This is a genomic window from Pseudomonas sp. I2, assembly GCF_040984075.1.
Classification (GTDB): domain Bacteria; phylum Pseudomonadota; class Gammaproteobacteria; order Pseudomonadales; family Pseudomonadaceae; genus Aquipseudomonas; species Aquipseudomonas guariconensis_B.
In genome coordinates this window covers 18,329-37,686 of record NZ_JBCGFQ010000011.1, presented here as the reverse complement: position 1 = coordinate 37,686, position 19,358 = coordinate 18,329, and the positions used below count along the sequence as shown (strand labels likewise).

The window sequence follows — 19,358 nt, the reverse complement described above, 5'->3', positions numbered from 1 at the left end:
ATGGCCAGGCCGCCCGGCGTACAGGTATAGTCGGGGCTTTGTCCGCTTCCAGTGCCGTCATGAGCAGCCTTGCACCCTTGAACAACCTGATCACCCGTTTCCAGGAGCAGACGCCGATCCGCGCCAGCTCGCTGATCATCACCCTGTACGGCGATGCCATCGAGCCCCATGGCGGTACCGTCTGGCTGGGCAGCCTGATCAACCTGCTCGAGCCGATCGGTATCAACGAGCGGCTGATCCGTACCTCGATCTTCCGCCTGACCAAGGAAGGCTGGCTGACCGCCGAGAAGGTCGGGCGGCGCAGCTACTACAGCCTGACCGGTACCGGCCGCCGGCGCTTCGAGAAGGCCTTCAAGCGGGTCTACAGCGCCAGCTTGCCGGCCTGGGACGGGGCCTGGACGCTGGTCCTGCTGTCGCAGCTGGATGCCGCCCGGCGCAAGGCGGTACGCGAAGAGCTGGAGTGGCAGGGCTTTGGCGTCATCGCCCCGAACGTGCTGGGCTGTCCACGCGCCGATCGCGCGGATCTTGCCGCCACCCTGCGCGAGCTGGATGCCAGCGACGACAGCATCATCTTCGAGACCCATGCCCAGGAAGTGCTGGCCTCCAAGGCCATGCGCGCCCAGGTTCGCGAAAGCTGGCGGATCGAGGAGCTGGGGCAGCACTACAGCGAGTTCATCCGCCTGTTCCGCCCGCTGTGGCAGGCCATGAAGGAACAGGAGGCGCCGAGCGCCCAGGACTGTTTCCTGGCCCGGACCTTGTTGATCCATGAATATCGCAAGTTGCTGCTGCGCGATCCGCAACTGCCGGAGGAACTGCTGCCCGGTGATTGGGAGGGCAGGGCCGCGCGGCAGTTGTGTCGCAACCTTTACCGGCTGGTGTATGCCGGGGCCGAGGCCCTGTTGGGCGAGGCGCTGGAGACGGCGGATGGGCCATTGCCCGATGCCAGTGAGAGCTTCTATCGGCGGTTTGGTGGGTTGGCCTGAGTCAGCGGTGCTACGGTCAGCGCCACCCATCACAGCTCGACGACCAAAGGATCATTACGCCTGAATCAGGAAACGCTATCATCCTGCCATTAGCTCAGGAGGAGCCCCCTTGGCCGGCCAACTCCGGCACTCCCTTGGGCATCACAATAAGGAAGGTTGCGCATGGACGACATCGTTCAGCCCCTCACGGCACAAGAAGAACTCCCGCCTAAAGAAGTTAAGATCTTGGTCACCTTAGTGGCTAAGCTGAACCTTGCGGACTTCCAGAACGCCATCCCTGTGATCCGAGAGCTTCGAATCTCGAACGAGACCGATGATCGCTTCGTCAATGCGACGCTCACGCTGTCTTCGGAGCCTGAAGTGTTCAAATCCAAGGTCTGGCGCATCGACGAAATCGCAGCTGACAGTTTTCGAGTCATACCGGGACTTGATCTTGTCCTGGACGGCCCCTTGCTCAGTCGCCTCACAGAGGCGGAGCTATCCACTTTTACCTTCGTCCTTGAGGCCGATGACAAGGCGTCCGAGAGTGGTCGGAAGGAGGTCGCTCGTCTGGAGCAGGTCGTAGACCTTCTGCCGCGTAACCAGTGGGGAGGGCTTCGTCATATTCCGGATATGACAGCCGCATTCGTACAGCCCAATGACCCAGCGGTTGATCGGTTGTTGAAGCAGACGGCTGAGTTGCTACGTCTCAGTGAGAAGTCGTCATCGCTGGATGGGTACGAGGGCGGTGCGAAGCGTGCCTGGCAACTGGCGTCAGCGGTTTGGGGGGCTGTGGCGCGCATGAAGCTTGATTACGCTTTGCCGCCGGCTAGCTTCGAGCAGGCAGGGCAGAAGGTGCGCAGCCCCAGTCAGATCGCTGACACCGGTTTAGCGACCTGTATGGATCTCACCCTGCTTTTCTGTGCTGCTCTTGAGCAAATTGGTCTCAACCCCGTGATCGTCTTCACCCGAGGGCACGCTTTTGCTGGTTTGTGGATGAAGCCAGAAGAGTTCACGACTACGCTGGTCGATGATGTGACGGCGGTGCGTAAACGGGTGAAGTTGCGGGAGCTCGTGCTATTCGAAACTACGCTCATTACTCAGAATCTAGCCCCGTCCTTCTCTTACGCTGTCGAACGAGGTGCGAAGCAGATTGCCGAAGACGCGGACAGCGACTTTGAGATGCTGCTAGACATCCGCCGGGCCCGCCTACAGCGGATCAAACCGCTGGCGAGCTCCGAGGCTCAGATTGCACGTGTCGCTTCGGAGGTGTTGGACGAAGCTCCACCGCTCCTGGTTGAAGAGGGGGCGGACATTCCGGATGAAGTGCACGAGGTGGTGGTCGAAGACCTTTCCAAGCTTGATCCTGCTGACCGTCTAGGTCGGTGGCAGCGTAAGCTGTTGGATCTCTCCCTTCGGAATAACCTGCTCAACTTCAAGACGGGCAAGCGAGCGCTGAAACTTGAGTCGCCCGACCCGGGCGCGCTTGAGGATATTCTGGCTAGCGGACAGTCGCTGAAGCTGCTGACCCGGCCTGACCTCATGGACGGTGCCGATCCGCGGGAGCGCGCGCTCTACGAACAGCGCGAGCGGGAGGATGTTCGTCGCCGCCATGCCGAGGATGCGCTCAAGCGCAGAGAGGTGTTCGTCGCGCTGGCGTCCAATGAGATGGATGTGCGACTCACAGAACTCTATCGAGGTGCTCGTACAGCCCTTCAGGAAGGTGGCTCCAACACGCTGTTCCTGGCCATCGGTTTCCTGAGTTGGACGCGTGAAGACAGGGCAGGGCAGAAGTACAAGGCGCCATTGGTTTTGGTTCCGGTCACGTTGGAGCGCAAGAGCGCTCGTTCCGGATTCACCATGGTGCTCCACGATGATGAGCCGCGCTTCAACCCGACCCTGATCGAGATGCTTCGGCAAGACTTTGAGCTTGGCTTAGGTTCGTTGGAGCACGAGCTGCCTCGAGACGACTCGGGCCTGGATATTGCTGGCATTTGGAACAAAGTCGGCCATGCCATCAAGGACATCCCAGGTTGGGAATTGAGCGAAGACGTCGTGCTGTCGATGTTCTCGTTTGCCAAATACCTCATGTGGAAGGATTTGGCCGAGAACGCTGAGCACCTGCGGCAAAGTCCTGTAGTTCAGCACCTCCTAGATACCCCGCGCGATTCGTTCGTCTCCGATACGCCGTTCCCGGAGGCTGATTCGCTGGATCGCGATTACGGCCCGACAGACGTCTTCTGCCCACTGCCGTCTGACTCATCCCAGTTGGCTGCAGTGATGGCCGCAGCCAAAGGCAAAGACTTTGTGCTGATCGGCCCACCAGGTACCGGTAAGAGCCAGACCATCTCCAACATGATTGCTCAGTCGATTGCCCAGGGCCGTCGTGTGCTGTTTGTCTCGGAGAAGATCGCCGCGTTGGATGTGGTGTATCGCCGTCTGCGTGAGATTGGTCTGGGAGAGTTCTGTCTGGAGCTTCACTCGAGCAAGGCTCGGAAAACTGATGTCCTGGCCCAACTGCAATCCGCTTGGGAGGCGAAAGGGCAGGTCGATTCCGCAGCATGGGAGGTCGAGGCACAGCGCCTCGCAACGCTGCGTGACAGTCTGAACATTTACGTCGAGCGCCTGCATCGTCGGCACCGGAACGGTTACACCATCTACGATGCGATCGGCACGGTGACATCGGGTGCAGACGAGCCTGTCGCACCTCTGGCGTGGGCATCGCCTGATACGCACGACCCAAAAGCAATGCTTGAGCTTCGTGAATTGGGTGACCGGCTTGAAGTAAATGCTCAAGCTGTTGGGTACAGCCAGCTTGTCGACAATGCGTTGGTCGCTGTTGGCCAGGCCGAATGGTCGCCTCACTGGCAGCAACAGTTCGTTCAGGTCGCTCGTGATGTGCTGTCTGCTGTGCAGGATGTGCAGCGTGCTGCTGATCGTTTCGTAGAGTTGTCTGGACTTCCGGCTACGGAGTACACCTCAACAGCTCTGGAGGGGCTGTCTGTCCTTTCCCTAGCGCTGCCTGCCGCTGCCGGCCAAGATTGGCGGTTCGCGCTACGCCCTGATGCTCGGTCAATTGCCCAGCGGCTGAACGATGGTTGTGCATGGGTCGAACAGCATCGTGATCTCAACAGCAAGCTGTCTGCCCCATGGCCATCGCGTGTGGTGGCGGAAGCGAAGCAAGGTATCGAACTGCTGCAGCAGCGTCGGGCTACATTTGCCGAGCTCGGCCCAGCTTGGCCAGAAAGCGTCACGGATACCCTTGCTCATGCCGTGTCGCTGATGGGCCAAATTGCAGATCACAAGCAGCAGCTCAGTGCGACCTACAGCGATGCGATAGAGTCTCTCGACGTCGACCTATTGCTGCGTGAGTGGAAGGAAGCAGAGGAGTCGTTCTGGCCAAAGTCGTGGTTCGGTAAGCGCCGAATCGCAGCGCTATTGGCCCCGTCCCAGACAGCACAAGGTGAAGCGGATCATGGTAAAGATTTGGCGACCTGGGTTGAAATTCGCTCTGTGCGTCGCGTTATTGATGAATTGGAGCCCGGACATGAGTGTGTTGCGGTTTGGCAAGGCTCGAAATCTGAGGCCGAGCAGCTGACGACGGCGATCAAGCTTCAGGAAGCCATTAGGCTTCAAAAGGCTGATTCGGACTGGATTGATGACGGATTCCAATTGGTTGAGCAGGGGCGGCTTGGGGACGTGTTGACGGAGGAGCTCCGGCGGCTTCGCACCCTGACTCGTCTTGATACCGAGATGGCCCAGTTGTCCGATCTTGGCTCTAGCACCCATCAGCTCTGGAGCGGTCTGAGTACAAACATCGATCACCTGGCTGCAGCGCTGCGTTTCCAGGCAGAGCGTCGGGATATCGAAGAGCGTGGTCGGCTCGTTGACGAGCACCCAGAGGTAGAAGAAGGCCGTTGTGGGATGTCGCTGAAGCTTGACTTTGAGCTCCTCAAGCAACGGGCAGCGATTGAACGGGATCTGGCGGATCTAACTGACTTGCGAGAGTTGGTACCCATCTGGAGCGACCTGAAGACCAAGCTTGAGGTAGCACGTCAGGCTGTTGCATTCCACAGTCAGGTAGCGACGGCTGTGGCAAAACTGGCGCTTAACCCGGAGCAAATTTCTGCCTATAAAGCGCCTCTCCAGACGCTGCTGGGTGATGGCAACGCTTTGCTGGAACAGGAAGGGGCTATAGCACTCGCAGGTGTAGCTTTACGCGAGGGGATTGAACTGTTGCTGGAGCGGTCGACGCACCTCACTTCGATCGGCCACTTCACCGAAACCGGTATCGACGAAGCTGCTCACCTGTCGCTGAATGACCTAAGAAAGAACTGTGAGACCGTAGTTTCTTCTGAGTCGCGACTTAAGGCATGGTGCGCGTGGCGTAAGGTTCGTGATGAGGCGTTCGCGGTTGGCTTGGCTCCAATTGTCCAGTCCATGGAAAGCGGTGCGATCACCTCTGGAAAAGTGAGTCGCGTTCTTGAGGTTAACTACGCTCGTTGGTGGTTGAACACCACCGTCGACAACGAGGAAGTAATCCGCACATTTGTCAGCGTCGAGCACGAGCAGCGCATACGTGACTTTCGTGCGCTCGATGATAAATTCACCGAGCTCACGAAGGACTGGCTCCGTGCCCGGTTGTGTGCTGACCTGCCAAGCCAAGACAGCGTAAGTCGTTCATCGGAGTGGGGACTGCTGCGCCATGAAATGGGCAAGAAGACCAAGCACATCCCCTTGCGTGAGCTGATGACACGAGCACCGGAGGCACTCACGAAACTCACACCGTGCTTGCTGATGAGCCCTCTGTCGATTGCCCAGTATCTGCCGCCTGCCTCGACCCCGTTCGACTTGGTCATCTTCGATGAAGCCTCGCAGATTCCTGTATGGGACGCAATCGGGGCGATGGCCCGAGGAAAGCAGGTTGTGATGGTGGGTGATCCGAAACAGCTTCCGCCAACTTCGTTCTTCGATCGGGCTGAATCCACTGCCGATGACGAGGATGTCGAGGCGGATCTCGAGAGCATCCTGGATGAATGCATTAGCGCTAACTTGCCGATGCGTAATCTGAATTGGCACTACCGTAGCCGCCACGAGAGTCTGATTGCATTCTCGAACCAGCGATACTATGGGTCGAAGCTGGTGACCTTCCCGTCGCCGTTCACAGCTGATAAGGCTGTGCGCCTGTGTCCGGTAGCAGGTATCTACGACAAAGGCGGTTCTCGCACCAACCTGATCGAAGCGAGAGCCCTGGTGGCGGATCTTGTGGCGCGCCTTCAGTCGCCGGCTTTCCGTGAGAGCCGGCGCACCGTGGGTGTCGTGACATTCAATGGTGAGCAGCAGAAGCTCATTATGGACATGCTGGATGAGGCATGCCGAAAGGATCCGTCGCTCGACAGCTACTTCTCCGAGTCGGAACTCGAGCCTGTATTCGTCAAGAACCTGGAAAGTGTTCAAGGTGATGAGCGGGACATCATCTACTTCTCGACCACCTACGGGAAGGATGCCGCCGGTATGATGTCGATGAACTTTGGCCCAATGAACCGTCCTGGTGGCGAGCGTCGACTCAACGTCGCTGTTACTCGTGCCCGTCAGGAGCTCGTGCTGTTCTCGACGCTGCGCCCCGAGCACATTGATCTTGCCCGCACGCAAGCCGTCGGGGTGCGCGACCTGAAGCACTTCTTAGAATTTGCAGAACGTGGGCCGCAGGCCTTGGCAGAAGCGAATTTCGGTAGCCTGGGTGGTTTCGATAGCCCGTTTGAAGAAGCGGTGGCTGCTGCCTTGGCCAAAAAAGGCTGGCAGATCCAGACCCAGATTGGCGTGTCGTCGTTCCGAGTAGACTTGGGCGTTGTTCACCCTGATGCACCGGGGCGATTCCTTGCCGGTGTGGAATGCGATGGGGCTACTTATCATCGCAGTGCTACCGCGCGAGATCGAGACAAGCTGCGGGAGTTTGTGCTGCGTGGGCTTGGTTGGGAGATCGTTCGGATCTGGTCGACTGATTGGTGGGTGGATGCAGTAGGGACAGCGGAGAAGGTACATTCTCGTCTGACTGAGCTTCTTACTAACTCCAGAGCCAAGCAGGCAGCCATCGAGGCTGCTCACGAGGCTGAGCGCCTCAAAGTCGATGGTGCGACGGCCGAAGTCATCAACGTTGTCGATGAGGTCACCACAATCACGGCAGGATCTAATCCTGCTGGGGTCAATGATCCTGCAGGTTCGTTGCCAGAGCTTAAGTATGCCAGAGCGACGACGGTTTCTACGGTGGAGGAGGTCGTCTCCTTTACCAAGGCTGTTGAGCAACTGATTTATCGAGAAGCAGATCCTAGCCAAGCGGTAGAAATCGTTGATCCCGAGCAGTTCTTTGACCCGAGCTATACCGCAACCTTAGAGCGCATGATCGATCATGTGGTTACAGAGGAAGGACCCGTCTTGGATACCGCTCTCGCAAGACGCATTGCTCGGGCGCACGGCTGGGTTCGTACGGGGTCTAGGATCCGTGACCGCGTAGAGCAGATCGCACGTTCAAAGTACCGGACTCACGAAGAGGAACAGACCGGAATCTTCTTCTGGCCACCTCACATCGAATCCGATGGGAATGTTGTTTTCCGCCGACCCGGTGATGACGATAACGTAAGAGGGCTGGCCGAAATTTGCCTACCTGAGCTCAGTGCATTGGTGGCGGAGCTCGCGGAGCGAGGCTATGAAGGTGAAGCATTGATTTATGCGGTGGCCAAGGAGGCGGGCGTGGGCAAGTTAGCGCACGCGGGGCGTCAGCGGATCGAGAGAGCGATCAAGCGTTCGTAGCATGCGAAAAGGGGTGCCACTCGCGCACCCCTCTCGTAAGGGCCTGATCATCTTAGGCTTTGTATGAAAAGTACTGTCGTAGACACCGCCGCCAGCAGGCCAATGTGACCATGGCGGCATAGCTTTTCGCGAGCTTGCAGTAACGTCGCCAAGCGACGATGCTCCTTCAGCCAGCCGAACAGTCGCTCGATAACGTTGCGTTCCCGGTACTTGGGTTTGTCGAACAGACGCGGCAATCCAGGTTTCGGTTTGCGCTTCATGATTCGGTAGGGAATCACGGGCTGCGTCAGCCCACCCCGGCTTCTTCCGAGTGCGTGGTCCGTTGGTTCTTCTGCCCCCTTTTTGGCCTGCTCCAGATGAGGCCCGGGACGCTTTGACTGCCGTTGAATCAATGCACCAAGTGTCCAAGTCGATCAGGCCTTGAGCGTTGAGTTTCACGTGTAGGCGCTTGAGCATTTTGTTGAAGATGCCCTGGTTTCGCCAATCTCGGAAGCGCTGATAGACCGTGGACCAAGGCCCGAATCGCTCCGGCATGTCTCGCCATGCGGCGCCAGAGCAAAGCACCCACAGCACGCCATTGAGCATCAGGCGATCATCAGCTCTTGGGCGTCCGGTACGCCGAGGGGCAAAGATCGGCGACTATTTCCCAGTCTGCGTCGGAAAGTTCGTATCGCTTGGGCATGGCAGAATGCTTCGCCTAAAAGGTGAGAACTCTACGGAAAATCAGGCTTTCAGCGGCTCTGGTGGCGTTTCAAAGGTTTTCATACAGAGCCTAGGCATGCCTGGAATGGATGGTTAGGAGTAGGTTGTAGGGTTCGGTAGATGTCGCAACACACGAAATACGCCAGCGGTGACGCTGACGACTATGGATCTGCCAGCAATCGCCGACCGTGGCAGTGCTGCCTAGCTCTAGATTGAAGGGGGATATGGTGTTGGGCCTTACTTATAACTCGACTAAATAGTCATTTAGTTTAGTTATAATAACAAGCAATTAAAAAGGAGGGGAAGACAAGGCTATCGACTGCTTCGCCCAACTGCAAGAAGCGCCTGAAATGCAGCCTCAGCAGCAGCCTCAGCCTCATTGATTTGGTAAAGGGCTGTCTTTAAATGCAGGTCAATCACGTCCTGCGCTTCTTTATCCGCTAGGTCTGCAAGCAATCCAACGAATTGCTTCAGACGATTCACTTGGGAAAAAGCGTTTGCCAGGCTGCTGCTCGCGGCTTCGCTGAAGAAGTCAGCTTTATCCAAGAACTGTGAAGGAAGGTCGATCGTAATCGCCGATGCCTTTTCGGCTAATAGACGACGGGCTTCTTTATCTTCACGTAAAGCACCAATCAGCGGATCGCTGCCGGTTGGGAAAAGATCGCTTTTGAACTTGGAGATCTGGACGTGTGCAGCTCCGACGGGTGTCGTCATAATCTGAGCAAGAAGCCTAGCACTGGCTTTGCGCTCAACATTCCGTTGACACTTGTCGTAGATCCAAACGCACAGAGCAATGACGGCGGCAGTGGCAGTCGCCACAGCGCTGATTGCATCCCAGTCAATTTTCCAGTCTGTACAAAGCCACATTCCGTTTCTCCGGCGCTGGGTGTAAGCAACAGCGTTGCTAAAGGCCGGCATTCAAGCATGCGGAGAACGCATCGCCAAGCGTAGGAGCTGGAGCACAGCGATCAAGGGGCGGGCCTAGCTTCAAATGTGACGAATGCTTAAACCCGGGAGTTTTTCAGGTAATTGATTTTTAAGATAAAAAAATAAAAAAATGAATAACTGTGGGACAAATTTTCGATTTTTCTAATTTTGTGCCACGGTTTCGCCTCGGTCAAACCCTCATCCATCGCATACTGATAGAAGCTGCCGCAGACGGCAAACACTTGCGCCACCGAGCCCTGGGCCATTTTGTATCGGCGCCGTCCCGGCACTGCGGGTTCGTCCAGGTGTTTGTCACGCTTGGGCGCGGTCTGGCTGAAGGGGCGCCAGGCGGGATTGACCTGGTAAGTGTCGTCGTGGCTTTTCAGCCGGCCGCCGATTCGCAGGAATCGCGACTTCACCATGGGACCCACCCAGGATGGTGCAGGCTTGAGACAGAACTCCATAAAGGCTTCGGCATCGCTGCGCCGCAGGGCCAGCAGCGGTTTTTCAGCCACCAGCAGCGACCAGAGCAGCAAACGCTCGACATGCGTGCGGTAGGAGTTGAAGGTGGCTTCATTCCCGGCGTAGGACTTCAGAAAGCCGCGCGCCGCGACATAGCCCTCGGCCGCATTGAGCGACTCGGGGAAGGTCGCTAGGTAGTCTCGCACCGTCGGCTGTTCTTCGGTCAGCTGCTGGAAGTTCAGTTCCAGGAAGCGCCGGTAACTTTCGAAGAGCGGATGTGGTGACGATGACATGGGACAACCTGAACAAAGGATGGCGCTGAGGAATTTGCAATATCCGGGTCTGGGAGTTATCGGATATTGGGGGGAGTGCAAAGGTCACTTTCTTGACAAGCCACACCTATAACTCAACTAAATGGATATTTAGTGTAGTTAACATTAAGACTTACCAGAATGCAAGTTGGCGAAGGGTAGCAGATGACCAACTCAATGCAAGCCTCTACTGCTGAACGGCCAGCGCACTATTTAATATCGCCAAAAAGATAAAAGCTGTCACAGCAAAATAAAACACTACTCCTTACAGTCGCAAAGCCATGCGTGCAGAGGAGCAGAGCAGTTCAAGCATCTCACGGGATCACTGCACAAGGCCGTCTGACGGGTAACAACGGCTCTGTATCGGTTAAAAGTCGCTGTTCGCTAGGTCCACTGGGCAATGGTCGCGGACCGCATCGGAAATGGTCGCGGACCGCATCGGATTTGACATTTTCGGAACTGGTGGAGTGCCAAGGTTAATAATTTTTCTAACGTTGCCCCATGTTTTCGCGCGTTACCCAGAATACTGACTTAGACGCCTTACTGACGATTGCAGCCAGATATTAGAGTCCACTATTTCCGATAACTCCCTCTGTTTTTAAGCGTTGTGCCGCGTTTTAGGACGAGAAAATCATCTGTTTAATAACGTCAGCACCAGCTTTTCCCCTGACGCGCCAGTTACATTCACGCTTGGCTAACAAATTTCGATGAGCGACTGAGTGATCCTGAGGTTCTTTTCGACTTTCCAGAACGCGAGCGTACCAATTGGACGACGCGAAATTTTCTGGAGGTTGACCCAGATTCCCAGGTTTACAGCTTTTTTCGAAGCTATGGGACACGAGTACTGTAAACCCAGAGAACCATTTCTTTCCGTAACCCATTGAATCTTCGTGTATTCCTAGGGATTCCCAGGTTTCAAAATTTCTAGTGCCGCAGTTTCGCAATCGTCACAGCCCAACCACGGCCCCGGCAGCTCCATACGAAGGTGCGCATAATGTATATTATGTTAAATTACGTAATCGCTGATATGAGCAGTCGCCAGTCACTTACCCCCAAGCCGTTTCTCCATAATGAGGCCGCAAAGGCGAGGAATACGCGTTCCTGCGGTGCATGCTCATCGGGCATGTACCAATTACTGGCTGTCGCGGCACGCACCCGCGGAGCGCTCAGGCCAAGGCCCATGGATGCGACGACACCCAGGCCGGCGGCAGCTGTCAGTTGTTTCATGAAATCACGACGTGTAGGCATGTTGTTGCACTCTCATCTGCTGGTGATTGGCCGCTTGCACTCGGCCATGCCGTCCCTGGCATGGCACTGCCGCAGCGGTGTTACGAGCGACCGGCGGTTCAGTCGACCTTCACTGTCTTGAAGGTGGTCCAGGCACGCATGCGTGCCCGCATGTCGCGCTGTGGGATGTCCCTGCCGGGAATCAGCCGCTCATAGGTGGCCTCATCGACGTAGATATCCGGGTTGTTGCGCATGTCGGCCGCCACCATCGGCCTGGCCTTGGCGCTGGAGGTGGGATAGCCGGTGAAGTTGCTGATCGCAGCCATGTTCTCCGGGCGCATGACGAAGTTGATGAAGGCATAGGCGTAATCCGGACGCTGGGCGTCGACCGGGATGGCCATGGTATCCATCCACACCGTGGTGCCCTCCTTCGGGATGTGGTATTGGAAGCGCACCTTTTTGCCGGCTTCGTCCGCAGCACGCTGGGCTTGGGTCATGTCGCCGCTGTAGCCCAGGGACAGGCAGATATCGCCATTCACCAGTTGGGTGACCGGCTGCGACTGGAACTTACGGATGTATGGCTTGATGCGCTTGAGCAGCGTCGTCGCCTCGGCCAGCTCCGCCGGTTTGGCACTGCGTGGGTCGTGGCCTAAGTAGTTGAGCACCACGGCCAGCACCTCGTCGGGCGAGTCGATGATGGAGATGCCGCAATCGGCGAACTTCGCCGCCAGCTCGGGCTTGAAGATCAGGTCCAGGCTGTCGACCGGGGCATTGGCCATGCGTTGCTCGATCATCGCCTGATTGGCGGTCACGCCGATGGTGCCCCAGGTGTAGGGCACCGTCGCGTCCCGTGAGTGAGGATACTTGGCATGCAAGGTGCGCAGCCCAGGCTCGATGTCGTCCAGATGCTCGAGCCTGCCCGGGTCCAGCTTCTGCAGGGCGCCGGCGCGCATCAGCCGCTCAGCCACGGTGTCGCCGGGGAAAATGAGGTCGTAGCCGCTATGGCCGGACATCATCTTGGCCTCCAGCGTCTCACTGCCGTCCATGACGTCATAGATCACTTGGATGCCAGTCTCTTTGGTGAAGCTGGCGATGGTGTCCTCGGCGAAATAGTCCGCCCAGTTGTACAGGCGCAAGGTCTTCTGTTCAGCGTTGGCCGACAACACGGCACAACTCAGGGCCAGGCTCAATGAGCCGATCAGCAACTTGTTCAGCGCATTCATTTTCAGACTCCAGGCGTTTGCCAGTGCACATGCGTTCGACGGCCGTCCAGGCCCAGCAGCGGGCCGTACATTTCCGGGCGACGATCGCGGTAGATGCCCCAGGTCTGGCGTTCCTCACGCATGAGGGCGAGGTCCAGTTCGCGCACCAGCACCCCGGTCGAGTCGCGGTCCGCTTCGGCCAGGAGCGTGCCCTTGTGGTCGCTAATGAAGGACGAGCCGTAGAAGCTCATCCGTAGCTGCGGATCGGTCGTTGCCACTTCATGACCGACCCGGTTGGCGGCGATCACCGGGAGGATGTTGGCGGCGGCATGGCCGCGCTGGACCAGCTGCCAGTGATCCCGCGAATCCAGTGCCGTAGCGCCCGGCTCGGAGCCGATGGCGGTTGGATAGAGCAGCACCTCGGCGCCCATCAGCGCGAGGCAACGCGCGGTTTCAGGGAACCACTGGTCCCAGCAGATGCCCACGCCGATGCGACCGAACGCGGTATCCCAGACGCGAAACCCCGTGTCGCCCGGGCTGAAGTATTCCTTCTCCTGGTAACCAATGGCGTTGGGGATATGCGTCTTGCGGTACACCCCGAGCAAACGACCATCGGCATCGGCCACCGCCAGCGAGTTGAAATAGGCATTGCCGGCCTTCTCGAACCACGACAGCGGCAGCACCACGCCCAGTTCCTTGGCCAGCGCGGCAAAACGCTTGAGCAGCCGGCTCTGGGTATACTCCTCGGCCAGGTCCAGGTGCTTGTGATCTTGCTCGATACAGAAGTACGGCGTGGCGAACAGCTCCTGCAGGAGGATCAGCCGAGCGCCCTGGGCAGCGGCGTCGCGCACCAATTGCTCGGCCTGGTCGAGATTCTGCTTGAGGTCCCAGCCGCACGCGAACTGGGTCGTAGCGACGGTCAGCTTGCTCATTGCCCTACCCCTTTCAGCGGCCAGGCCGGTTGCTGTTGAGTAATGCAGTGCACGCCACCGCCGCCATGGGCCAGCTCGTTGATCCGTACCGGCACCACTTCGCGGCCAGGGAAGGCCATGCGCAGCGTGGCAGCCGCCTCGTCGTCGGCAGCAATGCCATAGGCCGGCATGATGATGGCGCCATTGCAGATGTAGAAGTTGGTGTAGGAGGCGCAGAACACCTCGGCCTCGGTGTCTACCGCCTCGCTGGCCTCGAACAGCTCGAGCATCTCGAAGCGGCGGCCCTGGGCATCGGTGGCCAGCTCCAGGGCCCGGCGGTTTTCGCGCACCACTTCGGCGTACACCGAGCCCTGATCTCGGGTGGCATCCACCAACAGAGCACCGGGACGGGCAAAGGCGCACACGCCATCGACATGGCCATCGGTCATGTCGCCGGTGACGTAGTCAGGATCGCCCGGCAGCCAGATGGTCTTCTTCACGCCGAGCAGGCGGCTGAATATCTCTTCCATCTCGGCTTTGCTCATGCCGGGGTTGCGATTGGGGTTGAGCAGCACCGACTCGGTGGTGATCAGGGTGCCCTGGCCATCCACATGGATGGCGCCACCCTCGTTGGTGAGCGGTGTATCGAAGCATTCCAGGCCCAGCGTGTTGAGAATGCGCTGCGCCAAGGTCTCGTCCAGGCCATGCGCCGACTTGCCGCCCCAGGCGTTGAAGCGCCAGTTGACGCCGGCAGTGCCGAGTTGCGGATGACAGACGAAGCTCGGGCCGGAGTCGCGGCACCAACTGTCGTCGATCGCCAGCTCGATCAGTTCGATGTTCGGCCCGCACAGCTCGCGGGCGCGAGCTACCGCAGTGGGATCGACCACCATCTTCACCGGCTCGAAGCGAGCGATGGCGTTGGCCACCCGGGCGAAGTCAACCTGCACCTGGGCCAGCGTCACGCCCCAGCTGGCTTCCCACAGGGCCTGGTTATGGGGAAATGCCATCCAGGTAGCGACATGGGGTACCCATTCGGCGGGCATGAGCCAACCGTTCTGCGAATCGTTGAATTGCATACAAGCGCCTTCAGTTAAGTTTTTCTTTTGGTGGGAATTGCGACTGCGGTAATGACTTGTATGCTAGGTCTGTAAAAACGCGGAAACAAACGATAGATTTTGCGCAATTTTGATTAGGAGAGCTTATCAGGCATGCTCAAACACTGGCCTCCACTGAACGCCCTGCGGGGCTTCGAAGCCGCTGCCCGTCTGGGCAGCTTCCACAAGGCCGCGGAAGAACTCCACCTCACGCAATCGGCCATCAGCCAGCAGATCCGCAGCCTGGAAGGCTTTCTCGAACAGCCCCTGTTCTTGCGCAACGGCCGCAGGGTGGCCCTGACCGATGCGGGTTTCGACCTGCTCAGCACCACCCAGTCGCTGTTGCAGCAACTGGCGGTAGGCATCCGTCGCCTGGACCAGTACCGCAAACCGAACCAACTGGTGGTCAACACCACACCGGCCTTTGCCCGCCATTGGCTGGTACCGCACCTGGCTGACTTCCACCGGCAGCATCCCCAGGTCGATCTCTGGCTACTGACCACCGACGAAACGCCGGACATGGCCACTCAGACCATCGACATCGCGGTGCGCGATGACCTCAGCGCCCAGGCCGAATGCAGTTTTCGTGTACTGCTCGAAGACCGCCTGTATCCGGCCTGTCACCCTGACCTGCTGGACACCCCGGTGGATCGACGCACCACCTTGCATGGCGAACGCGAGATGGATTGGAGCCACTGGCAAGTACAGGGCGGTCGCGACGTCGGCCAGCACAGCCAGGGCCTGAACTTCTCTGACCCGGGCCTGCTGCTGGATGCGGCGGCTCAGGGGCTGGGGATCGCCCTCGTCAGCCAGCTTCTAGCAGCCCCAGCGCGCGAACGTGGGCTACTGGTACCGCTCGATGACCAGCGCGTGCGAGGGCCCAAGTGGGCCTGCCTGGTGCACCGTGACAGCGAGGCGGACCCGCTGAGCAAAAGCTTTTGCGACTGGCTGAGCCGCTCATTGCAGATAAGGGTTGCGCTGGAATAAGCGTCCATCGATCCCCTGCGCCCCGCCTCCTACTACGCACGACATGACGGTCTCGTGACTGCGACGGGGCCACAGGATACCCCCGCCCTCACCCCGCAGGACAAGCCTTACCCACATGGAGGTGCTACCTGCACGCCTGCAGACCGTCACGATGCCCTCCCGGCTGTTATCGGTCTAGCCAATACCTACCTGCGATCAATCGATTGGAACGAAAACGACGATGACCTGAGCATGGCCACACGAACACACAACAACAAGGAACCGCCCATGCCTGCTCACTTCCACAACCCGGTCGCCACCGTTTTCGGTGGCGGCAGCCTGGACCGCATCGCCGATCTCTGCGAAGGGAAGGTCGCCCTGGTGACCTTCCCTGAAGCGGCGCAGTTGGGGCTGATCGACCGCGTGCGCGCCCAGCTCGGCGAACGCCTCGTCCACGTGATCGATGACGTGCAGCCCAACCCCGACGTGGCCTGGCTGCGCGACGTGCATGAGCGCTTCTGGCTCGAGGCGGAGGACTGCACCACCGTCTTCGCCCTCGGCGGTGGCAGTGCCATCGATACCGCCAAGGCACTGATCGTCGGCACCGCGTCCGGGCACTTCGATGAGCTGCTCGACCTGCTGGCCACCGGCAAACCCTTCGTCCCGGCCCGGCACAAGACGCTGATCGCCGCGCCGACGACCGCCGGTACCGGCAGCGAAGTGACGCCCTGGGCCACCCTCTGGGACGCGCAGCGGCAAAAGAAGTATTCGCTGCACCTGGACTGCACCTGGCCGCAGGTGGCGCTGATCGACCCAGACCTGATGCTCAGCGTGCCCGTCGGTGTGACCACCTCTACCGGGCTGGACGCACTGTCCCACGCACTGGAATCGATCTGGAACCACAATGCCAACCCGATCTCCGACACCTTCGCCGTCTCTGCCATCGAGGACATCCTCGACTGCCTGCCGCGCCTGCAGCAAGACCTGGGCAACCGCGAACTGCGCTCGCGCATGGCGCTGGCGGCGCTGAAGGCCGGCATGGCCTTTTCCAACACCAAGACCGCCCTGGCCCACTCCATCTCCTACGAGATGACCCTGCGCCACGGGCTACCCCACGGCATCGCCTGCTCCTTCACCCTGCCACTGGTGCTGGGCCTGGCCTGGGGCCACGACGCTGACCGCGACCGCACCCTGCAACGTGTCTTCGGCAGCGACCTGGATAGCGCACAGAAGCGCCTGCGTGAATTCCTCCATCGCCTGGGCGTCAAGACCGAATTCGGCGACTACGGGGTGACTGCCGCCGAAGCCGAGGCGATGATCGACGTTGCCATGCAGGGTGCGCGAGGCCGTAATTTCATCGGCTCGCAAGCCGCCTGAAGCTGTCCTTGACCGGGTGGCCCAGGCGGCCGCCTTTTCCTGTTGCACCGAACAAGAGTGCCGACACGCCGAGCCTTGCGCCGGCGCGAGCGAACAAGAAGGAAAATTGCCATGAACCGCGCACAAACCCTGCCTGGCCTCGACTCCTCCACGTCTCCCTTCCGGGCGGCGCAGTGGCGCATGCTGCTCGCCGCGATGTTCTGCTACCTGTTTTTCTATACCGGCCGCCAGACCTTCGGCTTCGCCATCCCGGGCATCCAGGCCGAGTTCGGCCTGAGCAAGGAAACCCTCGGCTGGGTGTCGAGCGCCATGCTTTGGATGTACGCCATCGGCCAGGCCATCAACGGCAACCTTGCCGACAAGTTCGGCGGCCGACGCATCATGAGCCTGGGCGCAGTGCTGTCCTGCGGCGCCAACTGGGTCACCAGTTTTGCCAGCGGTTTCGCCAGCCTGATCTTGCCCTGGGGCGTCAATGGCTACTTCCAGGCCCTGGGCTGGGCGCCAGGCAGCCGCTTGCTGTCGAACTGGTGGGGCAGCGCCGAGCGTGGCAAGGTCTATGGCTTCTACGTGTTCGCCGCGGGCTGTGCCTCGGTATTGTCGTACGTCACCTCGGTCGTCGTGATCGATGTACTGCACCTGGAATGGCGCTGGATCTTCCGCCTGCCCGTGCTGCTGATGCTCGCTGGCGGCATCGTGTTCTACCTGGTGGCACGGGAGCGTCCGCAGGACATGGGCTTCGAGCCGCTGGCCGACACCGGCGTGGCGAATGCCGAGGATCGTGCCAGCGAGGCCGCTGATGGTCAGGAGGAGTCCTCGCTGCAACGCTACCTGGCGGTGTTGAAGAACCCGCGCCTGCTGGTGGCCGCGCTGTCCCTGGGTTTCCAGAACGCCGCGCGCTATGGGCTGATCGTCTGGGTGCCGGTGCATTTCCTCGGCGCCGACTGGCAGAAAGGCCAGAGCTTCATCGACCCGAAGTGGATCACCATCGCCCTGCCCGTCGGCATGGCCGTCGGCGCGCTGAGCAACGGTTGGGTATCGGACCGTCTGTTCGGCAGCAAACGCTACCACGCGATCGTGCTCTACATGGTCCTCGGCGCACTGACCAGCCTGTGGATGTGGAGCCTGCCGGCCCACAGCAGTATCGGCCTGCTCGCCCTGTTCCTCTGTGGCTTCTTCGTCTATGGCCCGGCTTCCAGTTTCTGGGCGCTGTGCCCGGACTTGGTTGGCGCGCGCCGTGCCGGTACCGCCACCGGGATCATGAACTTCTCGTCCTATCTTTTCGCGGGCCTGGCCGAACCCCTGATCGGTCGCATGTTGGACACGACCGGCAATACTTCACTGATCTTCGTCGTGGTCACCACGGCCTGCGTGTGCAGCGCCCTGGTCGCCCTGTTCGTGCGGCGCTGAGGCACAGCCATGCGGCTGGCTGCCGGCACGCCATTGATCAACGCCCCCTGGTTCGAGAGGCTCCATGTACCAGTACCACAAGTGGTTGCGCTCCTTTCATGCCGTGGCCCGCACCGGCAGCTTCACCCAGGCGGCCGAGCTGCTGAGCATCGGCCAGCCGACCATCAGCGAGCAGGTCGGCGGCCTGGAAAAGCGCTTCTCGGTAGAGCTGTTCCATCGCCGCGGCCGCTTCATCGAGTTGAGCCCTGCCGGGGAGCAACTCTACGCCATCACCCAAGGCCTGTTCGGCCAGGAGGACGAAGCCTTGCAGCTGCTGCAGAGCTTTCAGCAGCGCAAGCAGGGCATGCTGCGCATCGGCGCGGTCTCGCCACCGATCGCCATGAGCCTGACCTATTCGCTGATGCAGCGTTACCCGCACATCGAGCTGGAAACCTCCTTCACCAGCGAGGCCGGCACCTTGGAGCGGCTGTACAACTTCGACATCGACGTGGCAATCCTCGCCCTTTCGGAGTTCGACCAGCGCCTGAGTACGCAGCTGTATCGCACCTGCCCGATCCTCGCGGTGGTGCGCGACGACCATCCCTGGGCGCGGCAGCAGGGCGTCAGCGTGCAGGCGATCGCGCAGCAGCGCGTGGTCCTGCGCGAGCCGGCCTCGCGCACCCGCCAACTGGTAGAGGAAGGTTGTCGGCGCCACGGCGTGAAACTGGATTGCGCGATGCAGTTGAACAGCCGCGAGGCCATCGTCCACGCGGTGGTACACGGTATCGGCGTGGGCTTCGTCTCGGCGGTGGAATACGCCGACAGGCCGGGCACCCGCTCCATCGCCTTTGCCGAGGATCCGTTCCACATCAGCTACTACCTGTGCTGCCTGGGCATCCGCCGCAAGCGGCCGATCATCGCCGAGCTGTTTGACGCCGCCGCCGCAGCGACCGCCAGCGACCCTTGATGTCCCCTAGAACCTGCAAGCCTGCCCTATCGTCGGGCAGGCTGCGCTCACCCTGCA

Annotated in this window: 11 protein-coding genes and 2 pseudogenes; 6 read left to right on the top strand and 7 right to left on the bottom strand. The window is 59.7% G+C overall.

Translation table 11 applies throughout. From position 1 onward, the window contains the following. Nucleotides 1–59: 59 nt before the first annotated feature. Both paaX and WCE05_RS07665 read left to right on the top strand, forming a co-directional pair. The gene (gene paaX, locus WCE05_RS07670; protein WP_225787971.1) at nucleotides 60–983 is read left to right on the top strand and encodes a phenylacetic acid degradation operon negative regulatory protein PaaX; all 924 of its coding nucleotides are present in this window, start codon (nucleotides 60–62) and stop codon (nucleotides 981–983) included. 162 nt (nucleotides 984–1,145) lie between these two features. Then, nucleotides 1,146–7,769, top strand: a complete 6,624-nt coding sequence (locus WCE05_RS07665; protein ID WP_368815689.1) for a DUF3320 domain-containing protein — start codon at nucleotides 1,146–1,148, stop codon at nucleotides 7,767–7,769. 52 nt (nucleotides 7,770–7,821) lie between these two features. On the opposite strand, the pseudogene WCE05_RS07660 reads toward WCE05_RS07665, so the two are convergent. The 7 genes and pseudogenes from WCE05_RS07660 to WCE05_RS07630 form a co-directional block, all read right to left on the bottom strand. Beyond that, a pseudogene (locus WCE05_RS07660) lies at nucleotides 7,822–8,451 on the bottom strand (IS5 family transposase). Between the two features lie 332 nt (nucleotides 8,452–8,783). Further along, nucleotides 8,784–9,338 (bottom strand): hypothetical protein, encoded by a 555-nt coding sequence (locus WCE05_RS07655; protein ID WP_368815688.1) that lies wholly within the window; start codon nucleotides 9,336–9,338, stop codon nucleotides 8,784–8,786. A gap of 218 nt (nucleotides 9,339–9,556) precedes the next feature. Next, nucleotides 9,557–10,153: pseudogene (locus WCE05_RS07650) on the bottom strand (site-specific integrase); the annotation flags it as partial. A 1,029-nt stretch (nucleotides 10,154–11,182) separates the two neighbouring features. Next, a complete protein-coding gene (locus tag WCE05_RS07645; RefSeq protein ID WP_368815687.1) occupies nucleotides 11,183–11,419 on the bottom strand; it encodes a twin-arginine translocation signal domain-containing protein in 237 nt (78 codons plus the stop codon). Between the two features lie 98 nt (nucleotides 11,420–11,517). After that, complete coding sequence (locus WCE05_RS07640) at nucleotides 11,518–12,621, bottom strand: extracellular solute-binding protein (protein WP_253090783.1); 1,104 nt, start codon at nucleotides 12,619–12,621, stop codon at nucleotides 11,518–11,520. Nucleotides 12,622–12,623: 2 nt separating this feature from the next. Then, the gene (gene aguB, locus WCE05_RS07635) at nucleotides 12,624–13,532 is read right to left on the bottom strand and encodes an N-carbamoylputrescine amidase (protein WP_368815686.1); all 909 of its coding nucleotides are present in this window, start codon (nucleotides 13,530–13,532) and stop codon (nucleotides 12,624–12,626) included. Next, nucleotides 13,529–14,587 (bottom strand): agmatine/peptidylarginine deiminase, encoded by a 1,059-nt coding sequence (locus WCE05_RS07630; RefSeq protein ID WP_368815685.1) that lies wholly within the window; start codon nucleotides 14,585–14,587, stop codon nucleotides 13,529–13,531. Before WCE05_RS07630 ends, aguB begins: the two co-directional genes overlap by 4 nt. 132 nt (nucleotides 14,588–14,719) lie before the next feature. Between WCE05_RS07630 and WCE05_RS07625 the strand changes: the two genes are divergently transcribed. The 4 genes from WCE05_RS07625 (at nucleotide 14,720) to WCE05_RS07610 (ending at nucleotide 19,301) form a co-directional block, all read left to right on the top strand. After that, nucleotides 14,720–15,592 carry a LysR substrate-binding domain-containing protein gene (locus WCE05_RS07625; RefSeq protein ID WP_368815684.1) on the top strand — a complete coding sequence of 291 codons (873 nt, stop codon included), beginning with the start codon at nucleotides 14,720–14,722 and terminating at the stop codon, nucleotides 15,590–15,592. 267 nt (nucleotides 15,593–15,859) lie between these two features. Then, nucleotides 15,860–16,948 (top strand): iron-containing alcohol dehydrogenase PsrA, encoded by a 1,089-nt coding sequence (gene psrA / locus WCE05_RS07620; RefSeq protein WP_368815683.1) that lies wholly within the window; start codon nucleotides 15,860–15,862, stop codon nucleotides 16,946–16,948. A 111-nt stretch (nucleotides 16,949–17,059) separates the two neighbouring features. Further along, nucleotides 17,060–18,355 carry an MFS transporter gene (locus WCE05_RS07615; protein ID WP_225787790.1) on the top strand — a complete coding sequence of 432 codons (1,296 nt, stop codon included), beginning with the start codon at nucleotides 17,060–17,062 and terminating at the stop codon, nucleotides 18,353–18,355. Between the two features lie 64 nt (nucleotides 18,356–18,419). Beyond that, nucleotides 18,420–19,301: a LysR substrate-binding domain-containing protein gene (locus WCE05_RS07610; protein ID WP_368815682.1), complete on the top strand. Its 882-nt coding sequence runs from the start codon at nucleotides 18,420–18,422 to the stop codon at nucleotides 19,299–19,301. Nucleotides 19,302–19,358: the final 57 nt, after the last annotated feature.